Source organism: Serratia sp. K-E0102 (assembly GCF_029962625.1).
GTDB lineage: Bacteria > Pseudomonadota > Gammaproteobacteria > Enterobacterales > Enterobacteriaceae > Serratia > Serratia sarumanii.
Genome location: NZ_CP124754.1, coordinates 2,230,334 through 2,249,217, shown reverse-complemented (window position 1 = coordinate 2,249,217; position 18,884 = coordinate 2,230,334). Strand labels below are relative to the sequence as shown.

The 18,884-nt window shown below is 51.8% G+C and carries 19 protein-coding genes, 1 pseudogene and 1 other annotated feature; of the genes and pseudogenes, 4 read left to right on the top strand and 16 right to left on the bottom strand.

The annotated features are described in order from the left end of the window. Positions 1-137 precede the first annotated feature (137 nt). Positions 138-269: a hypothetical protein gene (locus tag SSARUM2_RS10920; RefSeq protein WP_033653919.1), complete on the top strand. Its 132-nt coding sequence runs from the start codon at positions 138-140 to the stop codon at positions 267-269. Positions 270-454: 185 nt separating this feature from the next. Here the strand turns inward: SSARUM2_RS10920 and ihfA are convergent, their stop codons facing one another. From ihfA to thrS, 8 genes are all read right to left on the bottom strand, one after another. Beyond that, on the bottom strand, positions 455-751 hold the full coding sequence (gene ihfA, locus SSARUM2_RS10915; RefSeq protein ID WP_004931414.1) for an integration host factor subunit alpha: 297 nt from the start codon (positions 749-751) through the stop codon (positions 455-457). A gap of 4 nt (positions 752-755) precedes the next feature. Further along, on the bottom strand, positions 756-3,143 hold the full coding sequence (gene pheT / locus SSARUM2_RS10910; protein WP_060452931.1) for a phenylalanine--tRNA ligase subunit beta: 2,388 nt from the start codon (positions 3,141-3,143) through the stop codon (positions 756-758). A 14-nt stretch (positions 3,144-3,157) separates the two neighbouring features. Continuing rightward, positions 3,158-4,141, bottom strand: a complete 984-nt coding sequence (pheS, locus tag SSARUM2_RS10905) for a phenylalanine--tRNA ligase subunit alpha (protein WP_004931416.1) — start codon at positions 4,139-4,141, stop codon at positions 3,158-3,160. Positions 4,142-4,313: 172 nt separating this feature from the next. Further along, positions 4,314-4,436: a sequence feature (Phe leader region), on the bottom strand. Next, a complete protein-coding gene (gene pheM, locus SSARUM2_RS10900) occupies positions 4,388-4,432 on the bottom strand; it encodes a pheST operon leader peptide PheM (RefSeq protein WP_121626058.1) in 45 nt (14 codons plus the stop codon). It overlaps the preceding feature by 45 nt. A gap of 113 nt (positions 4,437-4,549) precedes the next feature. Beyond that, positions 4,550-4,906, bottom strand: a complete 357-nt coding sequence (rplT, locus tag SSARUM2_RS10895) for a 50S ribosomal protein L20 (protein WP_004931417.1) — start codon at positions 4,904-4,906, stop codon at positions 4,550-4,552. A gap of 43 nt (positions 4,907-4,949) precedes the next feature. Beyond that, positions 4,950-5,147, bottom strand: coding sequence for a 50S ribosomal protein L35 (gene rpmI / locus SSARUM2_RS10890; RefSeq protein WP_004931418.1), 198 nt, complete (start codon positions 5,145-5,147; stop codon positions 4,950-4,952). A 98-nt stretch (positions 5,148-5,245) separates the two neighbouring features. After that, positions 5,246-5,797, bottom strand: coding sequence for a translation initiation factor IF-3 (gene infC, locus SSARUM2_RS10885; RefSeq protein WP_048233542.1), 552 nt, complete (start codon positions 5,795-5,797; stop codon positions 5,246-5,248). Between the two features lie 3 nt (positions 5,798-5,800). Continuing rightward, positions 5,801-7,729 carry a threonine--tRNA ligase gene (thrS, locus tag SSARUM2_RS10880; RefSeq protein WP_025159696.1) on the bottom strand — a complete coding sequence of 643 codons (1,929 nt, stop codon included), beginning with the start codon at positions 7,727-7,729 and terminating at the stop codon, positions 5,801-5,803. Between the two features lie 267 nt (positions 7,730-7,996). Between thrS and SSARUM2_RS10875 the strand changes: the two are divergent. The 3 genes and pseudogenes from SSARUM2_RS10875 to SSARUM2_RS10865 all read left to right on the top strand — a co-directional run. Then, positions 7,997-8,290: pseudogene (locus SSARUM2_RS10875) on the top strand (SOS response-associated peptidase family protein); the annotation flags it as partial. A gap of 382 nt (positions 8,291-8,672) precedes the next feature. After that, the gene (locus SSARUM2_RS10870; RefSeq protein WP_154635246.1) at positions 8,673-9,152 is read left to right on the top strand and encodes a hypothetical protein; all 480 of its coding nucleotides are present in this window, start codon (positions 8,673-8,675) and stop codon (positions 9,150-9,152) included. Positions 9,153-9,283: 131 nt separating this feature from the next. After that, entirely contained in the window at positions 9,284-9,946 is a 663-nt protein-coding gene (locus SSARUM2_RS10865) for an HNH endonuclease signature motif containing protein (RefSeq protein ID WP_072270146.1), read from the top strand. 47 nt (positions 9,947-9,993) lie between these two features. Here the strand turns inward: SSARUM2_RS10865 and umuC are convergent, their stop codons facing one another. The 8 genes from umuC to SSARUM2_RS10825 all read right to left on the bottom strand — a co-directional run bounded on the left by umuC (position 9,994) and on the right by SSARUM2_RS10825 (position 18,845). Next, positions 9,994-11,262 (bottom strand): translesion error-prone DNA polymerase V subunit UmuC, encoded by a 1,269-nt coding sequence (umuC, locus tag SSARUM2_RS10860; protein WP_060452930.1) that lies wholly within the window; start codon positions 11,260-11,262, stop codon positions 9,994-9,996. After that, entirely contained in the window at positions 11,262-11,684 is a 423-nt protein-coding gene (gene umuD, locus SSARUM2_RS10855; protein WP_033637997.1) for a translesion error-prone DNA polymerase V autoproteolytic subunit, read from the bottom strand. Before umuD ends, umuC begins: the two co-directional genes overlap by 1 nt. 145 nt (positions 11,685-11,829) lie before the next feature. Continuing rightward, the gene (locus SSARUM2_RS10850) at positions 11,830-12,735 is read right to left on the bottom strand and encodes a hypothetical protein (RefSeq protein ID WP_060437140.1); all 906 of its coding nucleotides are present in this window, start codon (positions 12,733-12,735) and stop codon (positions 11,830-11,832) included. Then, positions 12,736-15,042, bottom strand: a complete 2,307-nt coding sequence (locus SSARUM2_RS10845; protein WP_060452929.1) for a hypothetical protein — start codon at positions 15,040-15,042, stop codon at positions 12,736-12,738. Next, on the bottom strand, positions 15,043-17,535 hold the full coding sequence (locus tag SSARUM2_RS10840; RefSeq protein ID WP_060452928.1) for a host specificity factor TipJ family phage tail protein: 2,493 nt from the start codon (positions 17,533-17,535) through the stop codon (positions 15,043-15,045). It abuts the gene before it with no gap. Beyond that, on the bottom strand, positions 17,483-17,914 hold the full coding sequence (locus SSARUM2_RS10835; protein WP_230202255.1) for an NlpC/P60 family protein: 432 nt from the start codon (positions 17,912-17,914) through the stop codon (positions 17,483-17,485). The genes SSARUM2_RS10840 and SSARUM2_RS10835 overlap by 53 nt, the downstream gene beginning before the upstream one ends. Next, positions 17,907-18,377, bottom strand: a complete 471-nt coding sequence (locus SSARUM2_RS10830) for a DUF1833 family protein (protein ID WP_060452927.1) — start codon at positions 18,375-18,377, stop codon at positions 17,907-17,909. Before SSARUM2_RS10830 ends, SSARUM2_RS10835 begins: the two co-directional genes overlap by 8 nt. After that, the gene (locus tag SSARUM2_RS10825) at positions 18,378-18,845 is read right to left on the bottom strand and encodes a hypothetical protein (protein ID WP_060452926.1); all 468 of its coding nucleotides are present in this window, start codon (positions 18,843-18,845) and stop codon (positions 18,378-18,380) included. Between the last annotated feature and the right edge of the window lie 39 nt (positions 18,846-18,884).

The window sequence follows — 18,884 nt, the reverse complement described above, 5'->3', positions numbered from 1 at the left end:
ACGGCCTTACACAATCCCTACACTGTTTGCCCTCGCCTTTAATTATCATAATCGCTGACAAGGCTTAACGAATAACTGACGGCTCTCAAGCGGCGCGGCAATTATAATTAAGCGAATTTCCATCGGAGGATAATAAGATGATTAAACGTATAGGCAGCCTGCTGGCCGTTGTGGCCCTGACAGCAAGCCTCAGCGCCTGCTGCTGGGGCCCGCACTGGGGCGGCGGCCACCGTGGCGATGGCCCTGGCCATTATCACGGCCGTTATTGAAGCGAAAACAATGCCTCTCACCAAATAAGAGTTAAGAATATTCCGAAATCGAGCTTAAATAAACTTTCGCCGTAGCGTTTGAACGCAGGATTTTAATTCTTACATTGCCCATTAGGAATAAACTGAATTTTATCCCAAAAAAGAAAAAGGCCGCGCAAGCGGCCTTTTTTGATATCACACGTCACTCACCCTTTCGGGCTGGCGTTTTCTACCCGGCTTTTCAGCTTCTGCCCCGGACGGAAGGTCACCACGCGGCGCGCCGTAATCGGAATGTCTTCGCCGGTCTTCGGGTTACGCCCCGGACGTTGGTTCTTGTCACGCAGATCAAAGTTGCCAAAACCCGACAGTTTTACCTGTTCGCCATTCTCAAGGGCCCGACGGACCTCTTCAAAGAACAGTTCCACCAGGTCTTTGGCGTCCCGTTTGCTAAGCCCAAGCTTCTCAAACAGGTGTTCTGACATTTCAGCTTTAGTAAGCGCCATAGGTTCAATCCCTCAAGGATGCTTGGAATCGCTGTTTTAGAGCCTCTACGCATTTTGCAACGGTAGCGGCTATCTCCTCTTCTTCCAGTGTACGAGCGGTATCCTGCAATACCAGACTGATAGCCAGGCTCTTGTCACCTTCTGCCACGCCCTTGCCACGGTACACGTCAAACAAGTTTACGCCAACTACCTGATTTGCGCCAACTTTCTTACACTCGGCCAAAATATCTTCTGCGGGGACGTTTTCAGCCACCACAACGGCGATATCACGGCGGTTTGCCGGGAAGCGCGAAATCTCCCGCGCCTGAGGCACGGCGCGGCTCGCAAGCTTGTTCCACTCCAGTTCAAACACCACGGTGCGGCCGTTAAGATCCAGTTTACGTTCAAGTTCCGGGTGAATCACACCGATGAAACCTACGCGTTCGCCGTGCAAATAAATCGCCGCACTCTGCCCTGGATGCAGGGCCGGATTGGCTTCCGCCCGGAACTGAATTTCGGATAATTTACCGGTCAGTTCGAGGACAGACTCCAGATCCCCTTTTAAATCATAGAAGTCGACGGGCTTGCGCGCCAGATCCCAATGCTCATCGTGCGTATGGCCGGCGATCACGCCTGCCAGCATGACGTCCTGACGAATACCCAGATCTGCCGCACTATCAGGCACAAAGCGCAGGCCGCTTTCGAACAGGCGCAGACGCGTCTGCTGACGGTTCTGGTTATACACCACCGCGGACAGCAAACCGGTCCACAGCGACAGGCGCATCGCCGACATTTCGACCGAAATCGGGCTCGGCAGGATCAGCGCTTCTTCATTCGGGTGCAGCAGCGCCTGCACTTTCGGATCGACGAAGCTGTAGGTGATCGCTTCCTGGTAGCCGTGATCGACCAGCATGGTCTTCACGCGCTTGAGCGTCAGATCGGCTTCGCGATGCTGGGTCATCACCAGATCGGCGCGCACCGGCACATCCGGGATGTTGTCGTAGCCGTAAACGCGCGCCACTTCTTCCACCAGATCCTCTTCGATTTCCATATCGAAACGCCAGCTCGGCGCGACCGCTTGCCAGCTGTCGCCCTGCTCGGTCACCTGGCAGCCCAGGCGGCGCAGAATGTCGCTGACCTGCTCGCTCGGCACCACGTGGCCGATCAGACGATCCAGCTTCTCGCGGCGCAGCGTGATGGTGGCGCACTTCGGCAGTTCGTTTTCGTGGGTTACGTCGATAACCGGGCCGGCCTGGCCGCCGCAGATGTCGAGCAGCAGGCGCGTGGCGCGCTCCATCGCTTTGTACTGCAGCGCCGGATCGACGCCGCGTTCATAGCGGTGAGACGCATCGGTGTGCAGGCCGTGACGGCGTGCGCGGCCGGTGATCGACAGCGGGCTGAAGAAGGCGCACTCCAGCAGCACGTCCTGAGTTTCCCCGTTGACGCCGGAATGCTCGCCGCCGAAGATGCCGCCCATCGCCAACGCTTTTTGATGATCGGCGATCACTAAGGTGTCGGCGCTCAGTTTGGCTTCGTTGCCGTCCAGTAGCGTCAGGGTTTCCCCTTCTTCCGCCATGCGCACCACGATGCCGCCGTCGATGCGGCCCAGATCGAAAGCGTGCATCGGCTGGCCAAGCTCCAGCAGCACATAGTTGGTGACGTCTACCACGGCATCGATAGAACGGATGCCGCAACGACGCAGTTTTTCACGCATCCACAGCGGGCTTGGCGCCTTGACATCGATACCTTTCACCACGCGCCCCAGATAGCGTGGGCACGCCTGCGGCGCGTCAACGCGGATCGGCAGCGTGGCGTCGATGGAGGCGGCCACCGGGCTCATGTCCGGCTCGGTCAGCGCAACCTGGTTCAGTACGCCCACGTCGCGCGCGACGCCGATGATGCCCAGGCAGTCGGCGCGGTTCGGCGTGACGCTGATCTCGATGGTGTTGTCGTTCAGTTTCAGGTAGTCACGGATGTCGGTGCCGATCGGCGCATCCAGCGGCAGCTCGATGATGCCGTCATGATCGTCGGAAATGCCCAGCTCGGAGAACGAGCACAGCATACCTTCCGAAGGTTCGCCGCGCAGCTTGGCGGCCTTGATTTTGAAGTCGCCCGGCAGCACCGCGCCCACGGTGGCGACCGCCACTTTCAGGCCGGTACGGCAGTTTGGCGCGCCGCAGACGATGTCGAGCAGGCGTTCGCCGCCTACGTTAACCTTGGTGACGCGCAGTTTGTCGGCGTTCGGATGTTGACCGCACTCGACCACTTCGCCCACGACGACGCCGTTAAACGCGCCGGCAACCGGATCCACGCCGTCCACTTCCAGGCCGGCCATGGTGATTTGATCGGATAATGCTTCGCTGCTGATGGCCGGGTTTACCCACTCGCGCAACCAGAGTTCACTGAATTTCATGTGATATTCCCGCCTTACTTAAACTGTTTGAGGAAACGCAGATCGTTTTCGAAGAATGCGCGCAGGTCGGTGACGCCGTAACGCAGCATCGTCAGGCGCTCCATGCCCATACCGAAGGCGAAGCCGGAGTAAACTTCCGGATCGATGCCCACGTTGCGCAGCACGTTCGGATGCACCATACCGCAGCCCAGCACTTCCAGCCATTTGCCGTTCTTGCCCATCACGTCCACTTCAGCGGACGGCTCGGTGAATGGGAAGTAGGACGGACGGAAACGAACCTGCAGGTCTTCTTCAAAGAAGTTGTTCAGGAAATCGTGCAGCGTGCCCTTCAGATTGGTGAAACTGATGTCTTTATCGACGATCAGCCCTTCCATCTGATGGAACATCGGGGTGTGCGTCTGATCGTAGTCGTTACGATAAACGCGGCCCGGCGCAATGATGCGGATCGGCGGCTGCTGGTTCTTCATGGTGCGGATCTGCACGCCGGAAGTCTGGGTGCGCAGCAGGCGCGTGGCGTCGAACCAGAAAGTATCGTGGTCGGCGCGCGCCGGGTGATGCCCTGGAATGTTCAGCGCGTCGAAGTTGTGGTAATCGTCTTCAATCTCCGGGCCGGTGGCAACGGAGAAGCCCAGCTCGCCGAAGAAGGTTTCGATACGGTCGATGGTGCGGGTCACCGGATGCAGACCGCCGTTTTCCATGCGACGGCCCGGCAGGGAGACGTCGATGGTTTCAGCCGCCAGGCGCGCGTTCAGCGCAGCGCTTTCCAGCGCGTTCTTACGCGCGTTCAGGGCGTCTTGCACCTCTTGCTTGGCCTGGTTGATCACCGCGCCGGCCGCCGGACGATCTTCCGCCGGGACGTCGCGCAGAGACTGCATCTGCAAGGTGAAATGACCTTTCTTGCCAAAATATTCGACGCGCACCAAATCTAACGCGGCAACATCCTGGGCATCTTCTACGGCTGCCTTGGCATTGGCAACCAGCTCTGCGAGATGTGGCATTGCTTTCCTCTTCCTCTGGCCGGGATGGCCCTAAGTAATTGTTATCTATATTCGAACACGCCTTTGAGCAATCTTCAAAGACTTTTCAATGCGTTGCCGGCCGGGCGGCTCACCTGAGCTGAACGCCAGCCATACTCACCGCAACGCGTTGCAAGACGGGACGATGGCCAAAAACAAAAAAGCCTCCACGAGGGAGGCTTAGGCGCTACTTTTCGTTTCTTTTCTTACGCGCAAAGCCTCCTGAAATCAGGCGCTAAAGTAAAAAAAGAAACGAAAAATAGCTGCGTGCATGATTGCGGTACCTTGTCGATGATTGCCCACCAGTGATATAGCTGCGGACAATGAAAGTCAATATTTGTCGCTGAAAACAAAGATTAAAAGAGGGAGCAAGCTCCCTCTTCTACTGACTTACGCCAGAGCTGCTTTCGCTTTCTCAACCAGTGCGCCGAAGGCCACTTTGTCGAAGACTGCGATGTCAGCCAGGATCTTACGGTCAATTTCGATCGACGCTTTTTTCAAGCCGTTGATGAACTTGCTGTAAGACAGACCGTTCTGACGAGCAGCTGCGTTGATACGTGCAATCCACAGCTGACGGAACTGACGCTTACGTTGACGACGGTCACGGTAAGCATACTGGCCTGCTTTGATTACTGCCTGGAAGGCAACACGATATACGCGCGAACGGGCACCGTAGTAGCCTTTCGCCTGCTTCATAATTTTCTTGTGACGTGCGCGTGCAATTACACCACGTTTTACGCGAGCCATATGCTCTCTCCTAAAGTCTTATTCTAAATTCAAAAAAAATGGCTTATGCGTACGGCAGGCACGCGGTAACCAGGACCAGATCGTTTTTAGACACCATGCCTTTCGGACGCAGGTGACGTTTACGCTTGGTTGCTTTTTTGGTCAGAATATGACGCAGGTTGGCATGTTTACGCTTAAAACCACCGCTGCCGGTTTTTTTGAAGCGCTTGGCTGCACCACGTACAGTTTTAATCTTTGGCATTTTAATTAAATCCACTTCGCATTGTTAAACAACGAATCAGTTGGGCGAATAAAACCCACACAGCGCAAGCGCCGCGCGGGTTCCATTACTTGTAAGCCTTACTGTTTCTTCTTAGGAGCGAGCACCATAATCATCTGGCGGCCTTCGATCTTCGTAGGGAAGGATTCGACCACTGCCAGATCCATATCTTCACACAGGTCTTTACGGACGCGGTTAAGCACTTCCATACCGATCTGCTGGTGCGCCATCTCACGCCCGCGGAAACGCAGGGTGATTTTGGCTTTATCGCCATCTTCCAGAAAGCGAATCAGGTTGCGTAGTTTGACCTGATAGTCGCCATCATCGGTGCCAGGACGGAATTTGATTTCCTTGACCTGGATAACTTTTTGCTTCTTCTTCTGTTCTTTCGTCGACTTGCTCTTCTCGTAGAGGAATTTGCCGTAATCCATGATTCGGCAAACTGGCGGTTCGGCATTTGGGCTGATTTCTACTAAATCAACGCCCGCTTCCTCAGCTTTTTCAAGAGCTTCATTCAGACTGACAATACCAATCTGCTCGCCATCGACGCCGGTTAGGCGAACTTCTTGCGCGCGAATTTCTCTGTTAATGCGATTAGGACGCGCCGGTTGAACTCGTTTTCCGCCTTTAATACTTTATTCCTCCAGTTGATGAAGACTACGGCTGCGAATCTCTTTCAGCAGCTTGTCTACGACTTCGTTTACGTCCAGGCTTCCCAGGTCTTTGCCACGGCGGGTACGAACGGCAACTTTGCCTGCTTCGACCTCTTTGTCGCCGCACACCAACATGTAAGGGACTCGACGTAAAGTATGTTCGCGAATTTTAAAGCCAATCTTCTCATTTCTCAAGTCCGCTTTCACGCGAATGCCTGCATCCTGCAGTTTTTTGGTCAATTGCTGGACGTAATCAGACTGGCTGTCGGTGATATTCATCACCACCACCTGCACCGGAGCGATCCAGGTCGGGTAGAACCCGGCGTATTCTTCGGTCAGGATACCGATGAAACGTTCCATGGAGCCCAAAATGGCGCGGTGAATCATTACCGGCACGACGCGATCGTTGTTTTCGCCAACATACGAAGCGCCCAAACGGCCCGGCAAGAAGAAATCGAGCTGCACGGTACCACATTGCCATGCGCGATCCAAACAATCATGCAGGGTAAATTCAATTTTCGGTCCGTAGAAGGCGCCCTCACCCGGCTGATATTCAAACGGAATGCCGTTCTCGGTCAGCGCGGCGGCCAGGTCTTCTTCCGCACGGGTCCACATGTCGTCGGTGCCGATGCGTTTTTCCGGGCGAGTGGACAGCTTGACGGCGATCTTGTCGAAGCCGAAAGTGCCGTACACGTCATACACCATGCGGATGCATTCGTTCACTTCAGCGCGCACCTGCTCTTCCGTACAGAAGATGTGGGCGTCATCCTGCGTGAAGCCGCGCACGCGCATCAGGCCGTGCAGGGAACCCGATGGCTCATTGCGGTGGCAGCTGCCGAACTCGCCCATGCGCAGCGGCAAATCGCGGTACGACTTCAGGCCCTGGTTGAAGATCTGCACGTGGCCCGGGCAGTTCATCGGCTTGATGCAGTATTCGCGGTTTTCCGACGCGGTGGTGAACATGGCGTCTTTGTAGTTTTCCCAGTGGCCGGTTTTTTCCCACAGCACGCGGTCCATCATGAACGGACCTTTCACTTCCTGGTACTGGTACTCTTTGAGCTTCATACGCACGAAGGCTTCCAGCTCGCGGAAGATGGTCCAACCGTCGTTGTGCCAGAACACCATGCCCGGCGCTTCTTCCTGCATATGATACAGGTCGAGCTGTTTGCCGATCTTGCGGTGATCGCGCTTGGCCGCTTCTTCCAGGCGTTGCAGGTAGGCGTTCAACTGCTTCTTGTCTGCCCAGGCGGTACCGTAGATACGCTGCAGCATTTTGTTTTTGCTGTCGCCGCGCCAGTAAGCGCCGGAGGTTTTCTGCAGCTTGAAATGGTGGCAGAAACGCATGTTCGGCACGTGCGGGCCGCGGCACATGTCGACGTATTCTTCGTGGTGGTACAGGCCAGGACGATCGTCATGGCTGATGTTCTCATCCAGGATCGCCACTTTGTAGATTTCGCCGCGCTCAGCGAAGGTGTCGCGGGCTTCTTGCCAGCTGACCTTCTTCTTGATGACGTCGTAATCCTTATCGGCCAACTCGTGCATCCGCTTTTCCAGCAGATCCAGGTCTTCCTGCGTCAGGGTGCGGTCGATATCCACGTCATAATAAAAACCGTTGTCGATCACCGGACCGATCGCCATTTTGGTATCCGGCCACAGCTGCTTGATCGCATGACCCAGCAGGTGAGCACAGGAGTGGCGCATGATTTCCAGGCCGTCCTCATCTTTGATGGTGATGATGGCCAGCTGCGCATCCGATTCGATCAGATCGCCGGCGTCGACCAGCTCGCCGTTGACGCGGCCGGCGATACAGGCTTTCGCCAGGCCAGGGCCGATATCGCGCGCGACATCCATCGGGGAAACGGGGTGATCGAAATGACGCTGACTACCGTCAGGAAGGGTAATAACAGGCATTAATAATTCCTTATCTACAGTGGTGACCCACACGACAGATCACATGAAGAAATACAATATTGTTTAACTACATGATGTTATCGACGCTATCCAGCTTTACCCTGCCAGATATGTACACTCATATGTACACAATTTGAAATGTACTATGTTGTTACGCCATAACGGGATGAGTAGTCTATCACTAGAGAAAGGCCATCATCTACAAGAGGATTTACAAACCCTCCCCTCGTCTATACTTCCACTATCCTCCTCTAAAGGGATATCAGTATGTGTGGCCGTTTTGACCAAATTCAAACTCGTGCAGATTATCTAGATGTTCTGGCATCCGATCTAGAATTTGCCGGCGCATTGGATAACGTGCCGATTGCACGTTACAACGTGGCGCCAGGCACTCGCGTACTGATATTGAATCAGCGTGACGACAAGCTACACCTTGATCCTGTTGACTGGGGGTATGGCCCTGATTGGTGGCGTGAAATGTAGCGTCAGCCGGTTATCAATGCTTGCGTTGAAACATCAGCCACCAGCAAAATGTTTAAACTATTATCGAATAATGGCCGTGTCCAGCCCCCCCTGGGGTCGCAGAGGAGTGAGCGATTGATATAGACACACCTACGGATAATTCCGCTTAGCATCCTGACAGGAAGGATGCCAACAACGCCCGCAATGATAACGTCAATCTGATCAAATGTATTAGTTCAGACATGACACTGCTATTGCACAACACCAAACCTAAATTTACAGGCTGCATCTGCAGGCAATAGGCGGCAATGGATGAAAATGGTACAGTTTCACACTGGGATTATTAAATTGGATAATAAAACATCCTATTATGTGGCCATTGTCGAATAATCGTAGTATTGTTCGTGTTATCTAACCACAATAGAATTTCTAACTGGAAATTTTAGAATATAATTAGACTAATACATTGCAAAGAGGAATGATGATGTTTCTAGATATAATTAGTGGTGTAGGAGTTGTTGCTTCCATCTCAGGGATTTCAGCTAAAGATTTAATTCCATTTATATCAGACCCGGATAAGAAATCGCTGAAAAATTATTTCACTTATCTTGAGGCTAAAAATGTTTTAGTTGCGCCATTTGATTTAGAAGTTTCTCAAGCAGTAATAAAAAGTCTAGAGGAGATCAAGCATAATACAGAGGAGCTAAGGTTAAAGATAAAATCGAAACAGACTCAGCATTTAATCCTAAATTTAGTCCATACTCTGAGCGAGAGTTTAATGTCATTATACAAGCATCAAAACTCAGGAAATGTAGTATTTTTCTACAAAGCACTACAAGTAGTTAGAGTTAAATTTGCTAAAGTGTTAGCTATGCTCTGCCTCACTTATAAAATTGACTTATCCAATCAACAAACTCATTTAGCAAAATTAGTACTCGAGCATGCTTACCGAGTAAAATAAAGTTACTCAGCCAAACTACTATAAGTGGGAGTTGGCGATTCTGACCTCCCCCTTTTCAACCTGTTATTAAAAGTGTGTAACTGTCACTTTAAAATTTTATATTTTTAAAAACGCAACATAGAAGGTCAAAAATGAAATATGAGAAACCATCTAAAAAGCTGATTGAAATGAGAAACAAGCTAAAGAAAGATATCAATGCAGACAACGAAGATTGGGCAGAGTTAGTTAAAGAATTAATCCCTTATCACTTAAGGCAAGAGTGGTCTGATTGGATTAGAAACAACATAAATAATTGTATTAATGAAGGCATAGAAAATCAAAGCGAGTTGCTTATCTTATCATTCCTGCACTCTATCTATAAGGACGAGCCCCTTCCTCCATCACAAAGCATCCCTGATGAGAATCAACGTAAATTTTCGCAGGTTGAAGTTAGATGGGGACAGGGGGATTTCGCTAATAATGTCAGTATAAATTGTTATAAGAAATGTGTTGTAACGGAGTGTTCTATTCCCTCCAGACTTCAAGCCGCACATATCATCCCGCATACAGATCAGGTAGATTATTCTGTTTCTAACGGATTACTCCTCCGGGCAGATATACATCAGATGTTTGATAGGGGGGATTGTGCAATTGAACCTACCACTAAGAAAATATTTTTTATAGACCGTTTGCTTAAGATGGACTCAGATATAACTCCGTTGCATGGGAAAGTCATTACTGCGTTTATTCAAGATATAAACTGGTCAAGTTTATCCACACGCTGGAGTGAATTTGAAAAAAAAAGATATAGTTAGGGATTAACATTTCAATTTCCTTATACTTCTATCGGCAATCATCTAGTTTAATAAACCCGAGCGCGCGGCAGATCACTCAGCCGCGTCGTGTATGCCGGCGACAGTAGCTCACGCTTCATTGACCACACCTGATGCGCCCCTTGTCCTGCGAACCACAGTTTTGCCCTCCCCGAGTTATTGATCCGATCAAGCACCCCCATCAGTTGTTCGCTGTTATGCCGTGGTTTGTACTCATCGAACAACCCCATCTGAGCCACGCCCTGACTGTAAAAATCCTGCAGCATCACCCCGCCTTTTTGATACCGATGACCGGGTTGCCAAATCGCATCAAGGCAACGCATAGCTGCGGCGATAATATCGCGAGTATCCTGTGTGGGTACGCTCAGTTTTATGCTTGCGGTATTGCCGTAGTATTCCTCATTGATGGCAAATGGGCTGGTTTTGAGCCACGCGCTGACATGCCGACAACACTGATGCTCCTCCCTCAGCTTCTCCGCTGCACGCGTCGCGTACATGCAAATAGCCTGATGCATCTGGTCATACTCGGTTATCCGATCTCCGAAGCTACGGCTGCAGATGATCTGTTGTTTTGTCGGCGCAAACTCCTCCAGCTCGAGACAAGGCTGACCACGTAGCTCGCGGACGGTTCGCTCTATCACAACGCTGAAATGCTTACGGATCATCGTAGTGCTTGCATCGGCCAGTTGTAATGCCGTTTCAATCCCCATCATGTTGAGCTTTTTCGATATCCGGCGTCCGATACCCCAGACCTCATCGACAGGCACGAGGCCCATCAATTTGCGCTGGCGCCCTTCATTGGATAGATCCACTACTCCACCGGTCTTGTCCCACTTCTTCGCCGCGAAGTTTGCCAGCTTGGCTAACGTCTTGGTTTGGGCAATGCCAACACCCACAGTTAGCCCTGTGTTGCGCAGTACCTTGGCCCTCACCTGACGACCGAAAGTATCCAGATCAATGCAGTTACGAACGCCTGTCAGATCAAGGAAACTTTCGTCAATTGAATACACTTCCACGCGAGGTGCCATCTCTTCTAAAACAGCCATCACACGCTGAGACATGTCTGCGTATAACTCATAGTTGCTGCTGAACGCGATGCCCCCTGCTCGCTCAAATTCCCGCTTAATTTTGAAATAGGGTTCTCCCATCTTTAGCCCTAACGCCTTCGCTTCCTTGCTCCTGGCTACAACGCAGCCGTCGTTATTCGACAGAACTACGACAGGACGACCTCGCAGGTCTGGACGCCATAACGTTTCACAGCTCGCGTATAAGCTGTTCACATCAGCAAGCGCGTACATCACTTGAGCCTCGTTATCGAAGACACAACAACGCCCATCACCTCCAGATCGTCGCCGCCATCATGAAGCAGGATCGGCTCATACTTCGGGTTCATGGGTTCCAATTGCGCGCGAGGATGCAAACAGAGGCGCTTCACGGTGAACTCGCCGGCTATGCTGGCAATAACAATATCGCCATGAGCGGGGCTGATGCTACGATCAACCACAAGCATAGAGCCCTCAGTGATGCCGGCCTCAAGCATGGAATCACCTGTCGCATAGAGAAAATAAGTCGCATTGGGATGGCTGATACAGTACTCGTTCAGATCGATGCGCGAGCTGACGTAATCTGCTGCGGGGCTGGGAAACCCCGCTGGCACCTTGTCGGCGAACAGCGGGATTTTGAGCTTGGTTGGGTTTGGTGTTGGATAAAAGAAAGTCATAATGTTGCCTTGTTACTGTGTTTTTATACAGTATATGCGCAAGATTTTGACGGGGGAAAGTTCGGATTTTTGTTAGATAGGTAGGATATTGATCGGTAAAGAAAGATAGTTTCTATGAATAGCCGGGTTCCCTCCCGGCAGCGCATCACATCCCGAGACGAGAAGCCAATACCGCATCAGACTCATCGGCAGTGTGCAGTAATATCACATCTTTGAAAGCGCCATAGCATGCGCCTACACTGCCCGCTCCCTGCGTCCCACCAACCAATAATGGGGCAGTGAAACTGCTCAGATCTGCAAGCTTACCGGTAGCTGCCACAGAGGAAGTTACCGACAGCTTTCCTTTCTCATAGCCTTCAATGACACCAGACGCGACTTTGAAAAGTCCTGCTGATGGCACATAGTCAGCATAGATTGATGTTGCAGCACCTACCGCTCCGCCAGTGCCGGCTGGCCAGGCACTGTCACGCGTACCATATCGCCACGATTCGGTTATGGCGTTATTGTTAGTGATCATTGTCCGCAGATATGCCAGCGGCAGGTTATTGATATTGTACCCAAGCTGAATACCGTTATTGTCCGCACGGTACAGATCGCTCATGCGGCCAGCGATAAGGTACGCGCCCCCCTTTTGAATAACCTGGTTTGCGCGACTCTTTAAGAACCAGCCACCGCCGGATGTAATTTGAATGATAACCGCGCGCGCGGTAGCATCATACGTCATCGGCAACGGTGGAGTGCCCTGGGAACCTGCAATCAAATCACCGTCAACACCAAGCAGGTTGTAAATGGTCTGGACGTTTCCTGAACCATCCGCCTTTAGTCCGAATGCCGGCGCAGCACATACCGTCGCTCGGTCATACATTCCATTGTTCAGTAAAAATGAAAACCGCGCCAAGCAACCAGACTCGTCCGGGATAGTGCCTCCGTCTGCCACTACCCGCGCTTTGTAGGCATTAAAGAGCGCCTGTGGGTCAAGGATTGATGCCGACAAGTCGAGAGCGGCACGAAAACCCGCATAGGCTTTGCCAGTATTGATAGCTGCTGTCATTTAAAATGCTCCATTCAGTGGTAGGCGATCGAGGCATGCCCAGTTATATAGCGGAAAGGGTTGGTTATTCTTAGTGAGCCAGCGTGATGTTTGAGTTGAGCTATCACGCAGGCAAACCAGTGGATAGATAAAGTCTTGGGTTGCTGGAACAGTGTTGGTGAATCCAATCAATAGGTGATCTGTAACTGCTGGAGACTGATTGAGATTAAGCCGGATAGTGTTTGGTGCGATAACTACTACCGACTGAACCTCAGCAGAGGCATCTTGCAACGAGAAGCCTTGCCCAGGGCAATCAGCAATTGTTGTTGTATCAATTACCAGCGGCGGGTATGGGACATCGAACACGATGTCGATAGTGCTACCATTCACTGATAATGAGCGAGCTTTGAGCCCCGTCCAGGTTCCTTTTTTCACTGGGTCATACAGATGCCAGTAGATAGCCTGTGCGGCATATTCGCCTTGCAGCACTTTACCGGCGGCATTCAGATGGCTCAGCGTTGCATCGTTATAGAGCCAGTTAAGCGGGTATTTGGGGCCGTACATGATGGCCTTTGCCGCGTTCTGACGCACATAAGTTAACTGGTCGGTGGCGGTGACAGAGTACCGCTGTACAATCACAGGCTCGCCGATTGGGTTGCCTTGATCGTCTACCTGCTGATTTTTTGTATTGATGCGACTGCCGACCTGCCCAACTACCTCTGCGAAATTCTCGGTCTGGCCGGTAATCGCTTTGAAGTCAACTTGCATGCCCGAGAAATAAGGCGTCATTTTCGCGAGATAATCACCAGGATTCTGCGAGCTGCCGTTGTCGTTATCCGTTTCTCCATGCTCAAACGTCATGAATTTGAACGTGTAGCGTTTCCCTACTCCATCGGATGCATTTTTCCCAAGCTGCACGAATTCCAGCGAGTTTTGATAAGGGATGGTCCCTTTGCTTATCTCAGCAAAAGAGCGGCCGCCTGCCGCAAATGGGGCATGAATAAAGACCTGATTGCCAGGATTTTGATGGAGAATCGCATAATACATCGGCAACACATTACCCTGGCGCCATCCTGCAGCCGGATACTGCGCATCGTTAAGCGTAGACAGGTCTGACTCGCTTACAGGATCCATACCGCCGCCTTCCGGCCTTCCATTTGCGCCGACGAGTACTCGACCACGAAACGCAGGATCGCGATTGACAATATTAATGCCAGCACCATCCTTCGGCGTGTTCAGTGATTGGCCACCCGAACCACCGCCATGCACCTCGTTCGCATCGATCGGCATTTCTCGAATGGATGGTTCGTACTTAACCCCATTGCCGGCTGTTGCTTCGCCACCAGGCACATAACTGAAAATAAATCCGGTAGATGTCAGTTTTTGAGCGGTGAGCACTGGCCTCTCTGACCACACAACATTTCCTCGCCATGCCGCCGCCGGCACGCCGTTCTCGGTTTTTATCGTTGCAAGGGACTCACCCAAATTATCCTGAAGCGGGCCTTCAATACCTGGAATATAGAAACCGCCATCATCATCAATAGCGAGCAGTGCCGACTTTAAATCATCTGCTAAAACCACATATTGAAATCCCACAATGCGACGGGAAAATGTTGATGAACAAAGGGAAGAAACACGATCCTGAAGTGCATCGTCCATCCCGACAATGTTCATAGCGCCATCATCGTCAATGGTGATAAGCCCGAGCTTTCCTGATTTATCCACCAGCGCCCATTGAAGCCCTTTATATCTGTTCGCTAATGATGTCGGGATCAACTGTTCAACATATTCCTGTATCCCGCGAACAAGACCGGCGAGCCACAATTCACCATTATCGTCTACACCAAGCAGCGTTTCAGATGGGCCGTTTTTCGACTCCAAAGAAAATTGCCACCCTGTAGACGTGTAGTTTTTAAGCATCGATGTGATGTTTTTAAGTTGCGAAATATCGGCCAGGTTTGCCAACGCCTGTTGGTAAACCATTTGCACGAATTTCTCACTTGATATTTTCACACCCGTTGGTGTAATTACACCGCCAACGTTTTGATATTTTTCAGCTACAGCGCCCTCATCATCAGACCAGATAAAGAAGAACGCGCCATCCGGTATTTCTCCAGATGCAATAGCAGCGACTGCCTGCTCTTGAGTGTATGTTTTACCTAATGGAGAAAGATTTTTCCTGATGCCTTCTAAGGTGTATCTTTCCACCCCAAACCGATCAAAGTAATTTTCAGCATTGGAATTAACCACCTCGTCTATTTTTTCCGCGTTAAACTTTAAATCAATTACATCGTTACTTGGAATGGGCTTGCTGGTTGGTGTGGTCATTTACGCTGTAACCTCGTAATTATACATTTCATCGTTGTATTCAGACATGGTTAACGAGGTAGTCCCGTCGCCATTCGGTTTCTTTTCAGTAATCGTCCACTTCGTTGCGTCCATCTCCATCTGTGTGGCAATGACGTAACGAGACGGCGACTGTGTGTTGTAGCCGTCATAGAGGTTGAGGGTTATTGCTGGTACTGCTGCAGCGAAGCCAAATATGGTATCTGTGCGAGGAAATGCCTGGACGCGCGCTGTAGGCGCACCGATTGCATCAGTAACGACCACAAACATATCCCCAGACCACTCGATCCGTTCGCTGGTATCGAAGTTGTTGCCGTTACGCGCAACAATATAGCCATCCTGTTGGTTCGCGTCGTAGATATCAGCAACCTGTACCATCTGCCCGACGTTCACCCATTCACCATCGGCCAGCGCGCGGATAGTCATCGTTTGGCGTGAATACAGCAGCCGGCGAACTTCTTTCAACGCTCGATCCCGTGCCTGGAAAGAATTGCGAATAAACAGCATGTCAAACTTCTTCGCCTTTACCGGTTCGCCCTCTTCAATCGAGTTGCCGACGATCCGGTAGCGGATGAATGCCTGTTTATTCGTGACCGGGTTTCGATACTTGACCTCTACCCCATCAAAACCGCCGGGGAGAGTCATGTCGTAGGAAAGGCTGTAATCCTCCGCTTTCATGTTGGCGCGGTTGAATACCGTCGTTGCGTTTGGCTTACGCTCATCGCGCGTGAAAGACAGCACCCCGCCATCCCAAAATGCTGTTACCGTCGCCGCATCACAGATCGTCTGAATGCGAGAGCCCAGAGAGATATCCTCATCATCGAAGGTGTAATCGAAATAGCCCAGGCGCTGATCTGATAGCGATGCCGCGATAGAGTAGAGTTCATAGATGTCGATGCTCGACTCTGGCTGACCGCCCATCTTTAGCCAGGTGTGCAATACCGCGTCTGCAAACGAGCGTGACGGCCTTTCTGTGTAATCTACTGTCTGTGTAGCCAAGTTGTAGCTGATGACGTGGCGGGTTATTAGCGCGTTATATTTTCGCTCTCTCGCACTGGTTGCTCGCTCTGTAGCTGTAACAGTGACGGTTACGAGCGTGTCATTCGGGTAAACAACATTAGTGCGCGTCCTGACGATGTGAACGGCCTCTACCTTCAGGATCGAGTGATCATTACTGTTGTTGGTGCGGATGAACGTTACCGCATAGCGGCCATTGCCTGACACAGGGATAAACTTGAACGTGTCATATTTTGTATCCGCGTTCTCGTCATCGTTGTTAAGGCCGATGTTGTAGCTTTCCAGCGTGCCGGGGATCTGGTTGTTATCATCATCAACCTTCCAGAATGTGACGCTGGTTCTGGCGTAATCCCCATGTCCCAATTGCGCCTGAAGATGAACCCAAAGCTGAGTCCCATCAACCGGAGAGAATGACGGGCCAATTACCAACGGTTCATTGTCGTTAAGCGTGAATATCGACGTGTTGATTACCGCATCGTCGGGGATCTGGCTGATGTCGTTGCCGCTCAGATTCACAAAAGTGAACTCGTAGAAATACTGCGGATTCACTGGGGCACCATCGTCAGTTGTCGTAGCACTGAAGAGATCGGCAAATACCGTGATATCACGCGTTACCGGCCCCGACACCGTGTTGTAGGTGACATTGACCACGAAAGACACGGAATGAGGCTTAGACAGGTCATAGAAGTAATCGAAATCGCTGTTCTGCTTGATTTTCACCTTTGCCTGTCCAGCGATGAACTCCCCAGACACCATATCGGTAGTTGTCGTCGCCGTTTCTGCTGGGAAGTCTCCGCTCTCGTTCGGCCCCGGCAACTCCTGGCCGTCTATGTCGTCAAAAGCGAACCCCTCGTTGATCAGCGGGATGTTCTCACCTGGCTGGTAGATGCGGTATGAGGCGCCAGCCAGCGCGCCGAGGTTCGATTCTGAGTACCTTACTGACGTGACGTCATACCGGCCCAGCCCGAAGTTCATCCACTCTGTGACTTTCTTGATGTTGTTGTCGTACTCGAACAGCGACTCCTGAATCAGGTCAGGGTACGCGCGCACCTGGCCGTAGTTGTCAGGCTTTGCCTCGCCGTTTCGCGCAATGTTGGTTTGCCCCTTCAGGCTGTTGTTCGGGGATGTCTTTGCGTTGCTGCTTGTCGCCACGCCCGCGCTTGGCTGGCCGAGCAATGACGTCAGGATTTTTTGAACGAACTTTATCGGGGCAAAAATCGGACTTAGAACTTTACCGATGGTGCCGCTTTTCGGTTGGTCGAACACGCTGATCACGTCGCCATCGTTGAGCGGGAAATTCAGCTCATCATCGGGCTGTAGCTTTACGCCGTTACACAGAATTTCAACATCGCAGTGAAGGTTGGCCGATTTTAGCCAGGGATAGAACATGCTGCCGGCGGGAAGGTTATGACGTTCTTTGGGCAACCCCGGCACGCGCTGAACTTCGATCAACGGCATAGTCGTAAAACTCCAATTTGGTGAAAACTCGCTCCAGCGTGCGTAGCTTGTCAAAGCGCACATGCCCCGCTTCGCCACGGCTATGGAATGCTTGTCCATCAATGACCAAACCGACGTGAGCTGGCTGACCGCCGTAATAGGCGATAAAAATGCTACCGTCGGCCGCTTTCTCGGCCTGATGCCAGAACACAACATCACCGGAAAAACACGTCAGGAAGTCGCTGCCGGCTTCGTAGTCCGGCGTTTGGTGTATCTCTATGCCAAGCACATGCCGGTAATACAGCACCACCAGCCCCCAGCAATCAGCCGCGTCGAACGAGCACGCCCGATCGCGCCATGGCTTACCCTCCATGGCGTGAATGAAGTCAGGTTTATGCATTGGCGAGTCCTGGGAATTCCGAGGTGTTGTAGAGAAAACCGATGTTGTTGTTGAGCGGGTTTTGCAGCGTGAGCGAGCACGTTACGTCAGCCTCATCGAGAGAGGCGTCTTTCACAAATAGCGTCCAGGACTTCAGCGGCGTGTTCATGTCCGCCGAATCGAAACGCTGATACGTGGCAGAGATCGGCGTGATGCGTGAGTGAGCTCGCCACAGCTTCAGCTGCTGCTTGAAGTCCTGTGCCAGGCGCCCGAATTTCACCGTTGAGTTGATCACCGGCGTGCTGCTCTGCTGACTCTCTGCGACCTCCATTCGACACGGTGAAAACACCTGGCCGGCGAATGTCTTTGGGTATATTTGGTTAGCCACCAGCCGAATAGCGCCAAACGCCGGATGACTAAACGTCATCGTGTCATAGATGATCCGGTTGGGCCGCTGTGACTGAAATTCTCGTAATGTAGGCATTCAATACTCCGGCATGTCGCGGTTAACCACTTCATCAATGATCCCCCACTGATAGGGCGGCAGCTCAACAATGACGTCTGAGAACTCGTCATCCGGGTTGTAGACCTTCCGGGTGATTACGCTCGCCGTCCACGTCGTCGTGTTGCCGTTGATGCTCGTTTGCACCGGCGGCGCCACAAAATGTAGTTCCTGCAGTTGCAGGCCAGAGCCACCCAGATTGCAAAGCATCGTGAACCACTGATTGCCGTTATCCAGGTAACGAGGACTGCGATACCACTGCTCGAATGCCCGATCCTCTTGCAGCGTGAAAATCCACGCCAGCGACCAGGTGGTTTTGAGGTCATCTGTCAGGCGCTGGAAGATAGGCGCGCCCACTGCCGGCTGATCGGTGCGAAATCCGGCATCAATCGTGCGGCTCTTGTTGGCCTTCTGAGGAAGTGATAGCCATTCGGGATAAGGTATTGCCATAGTCTCTCCAGGCATAAAAAAACCCGCCGAAGCGGGTTT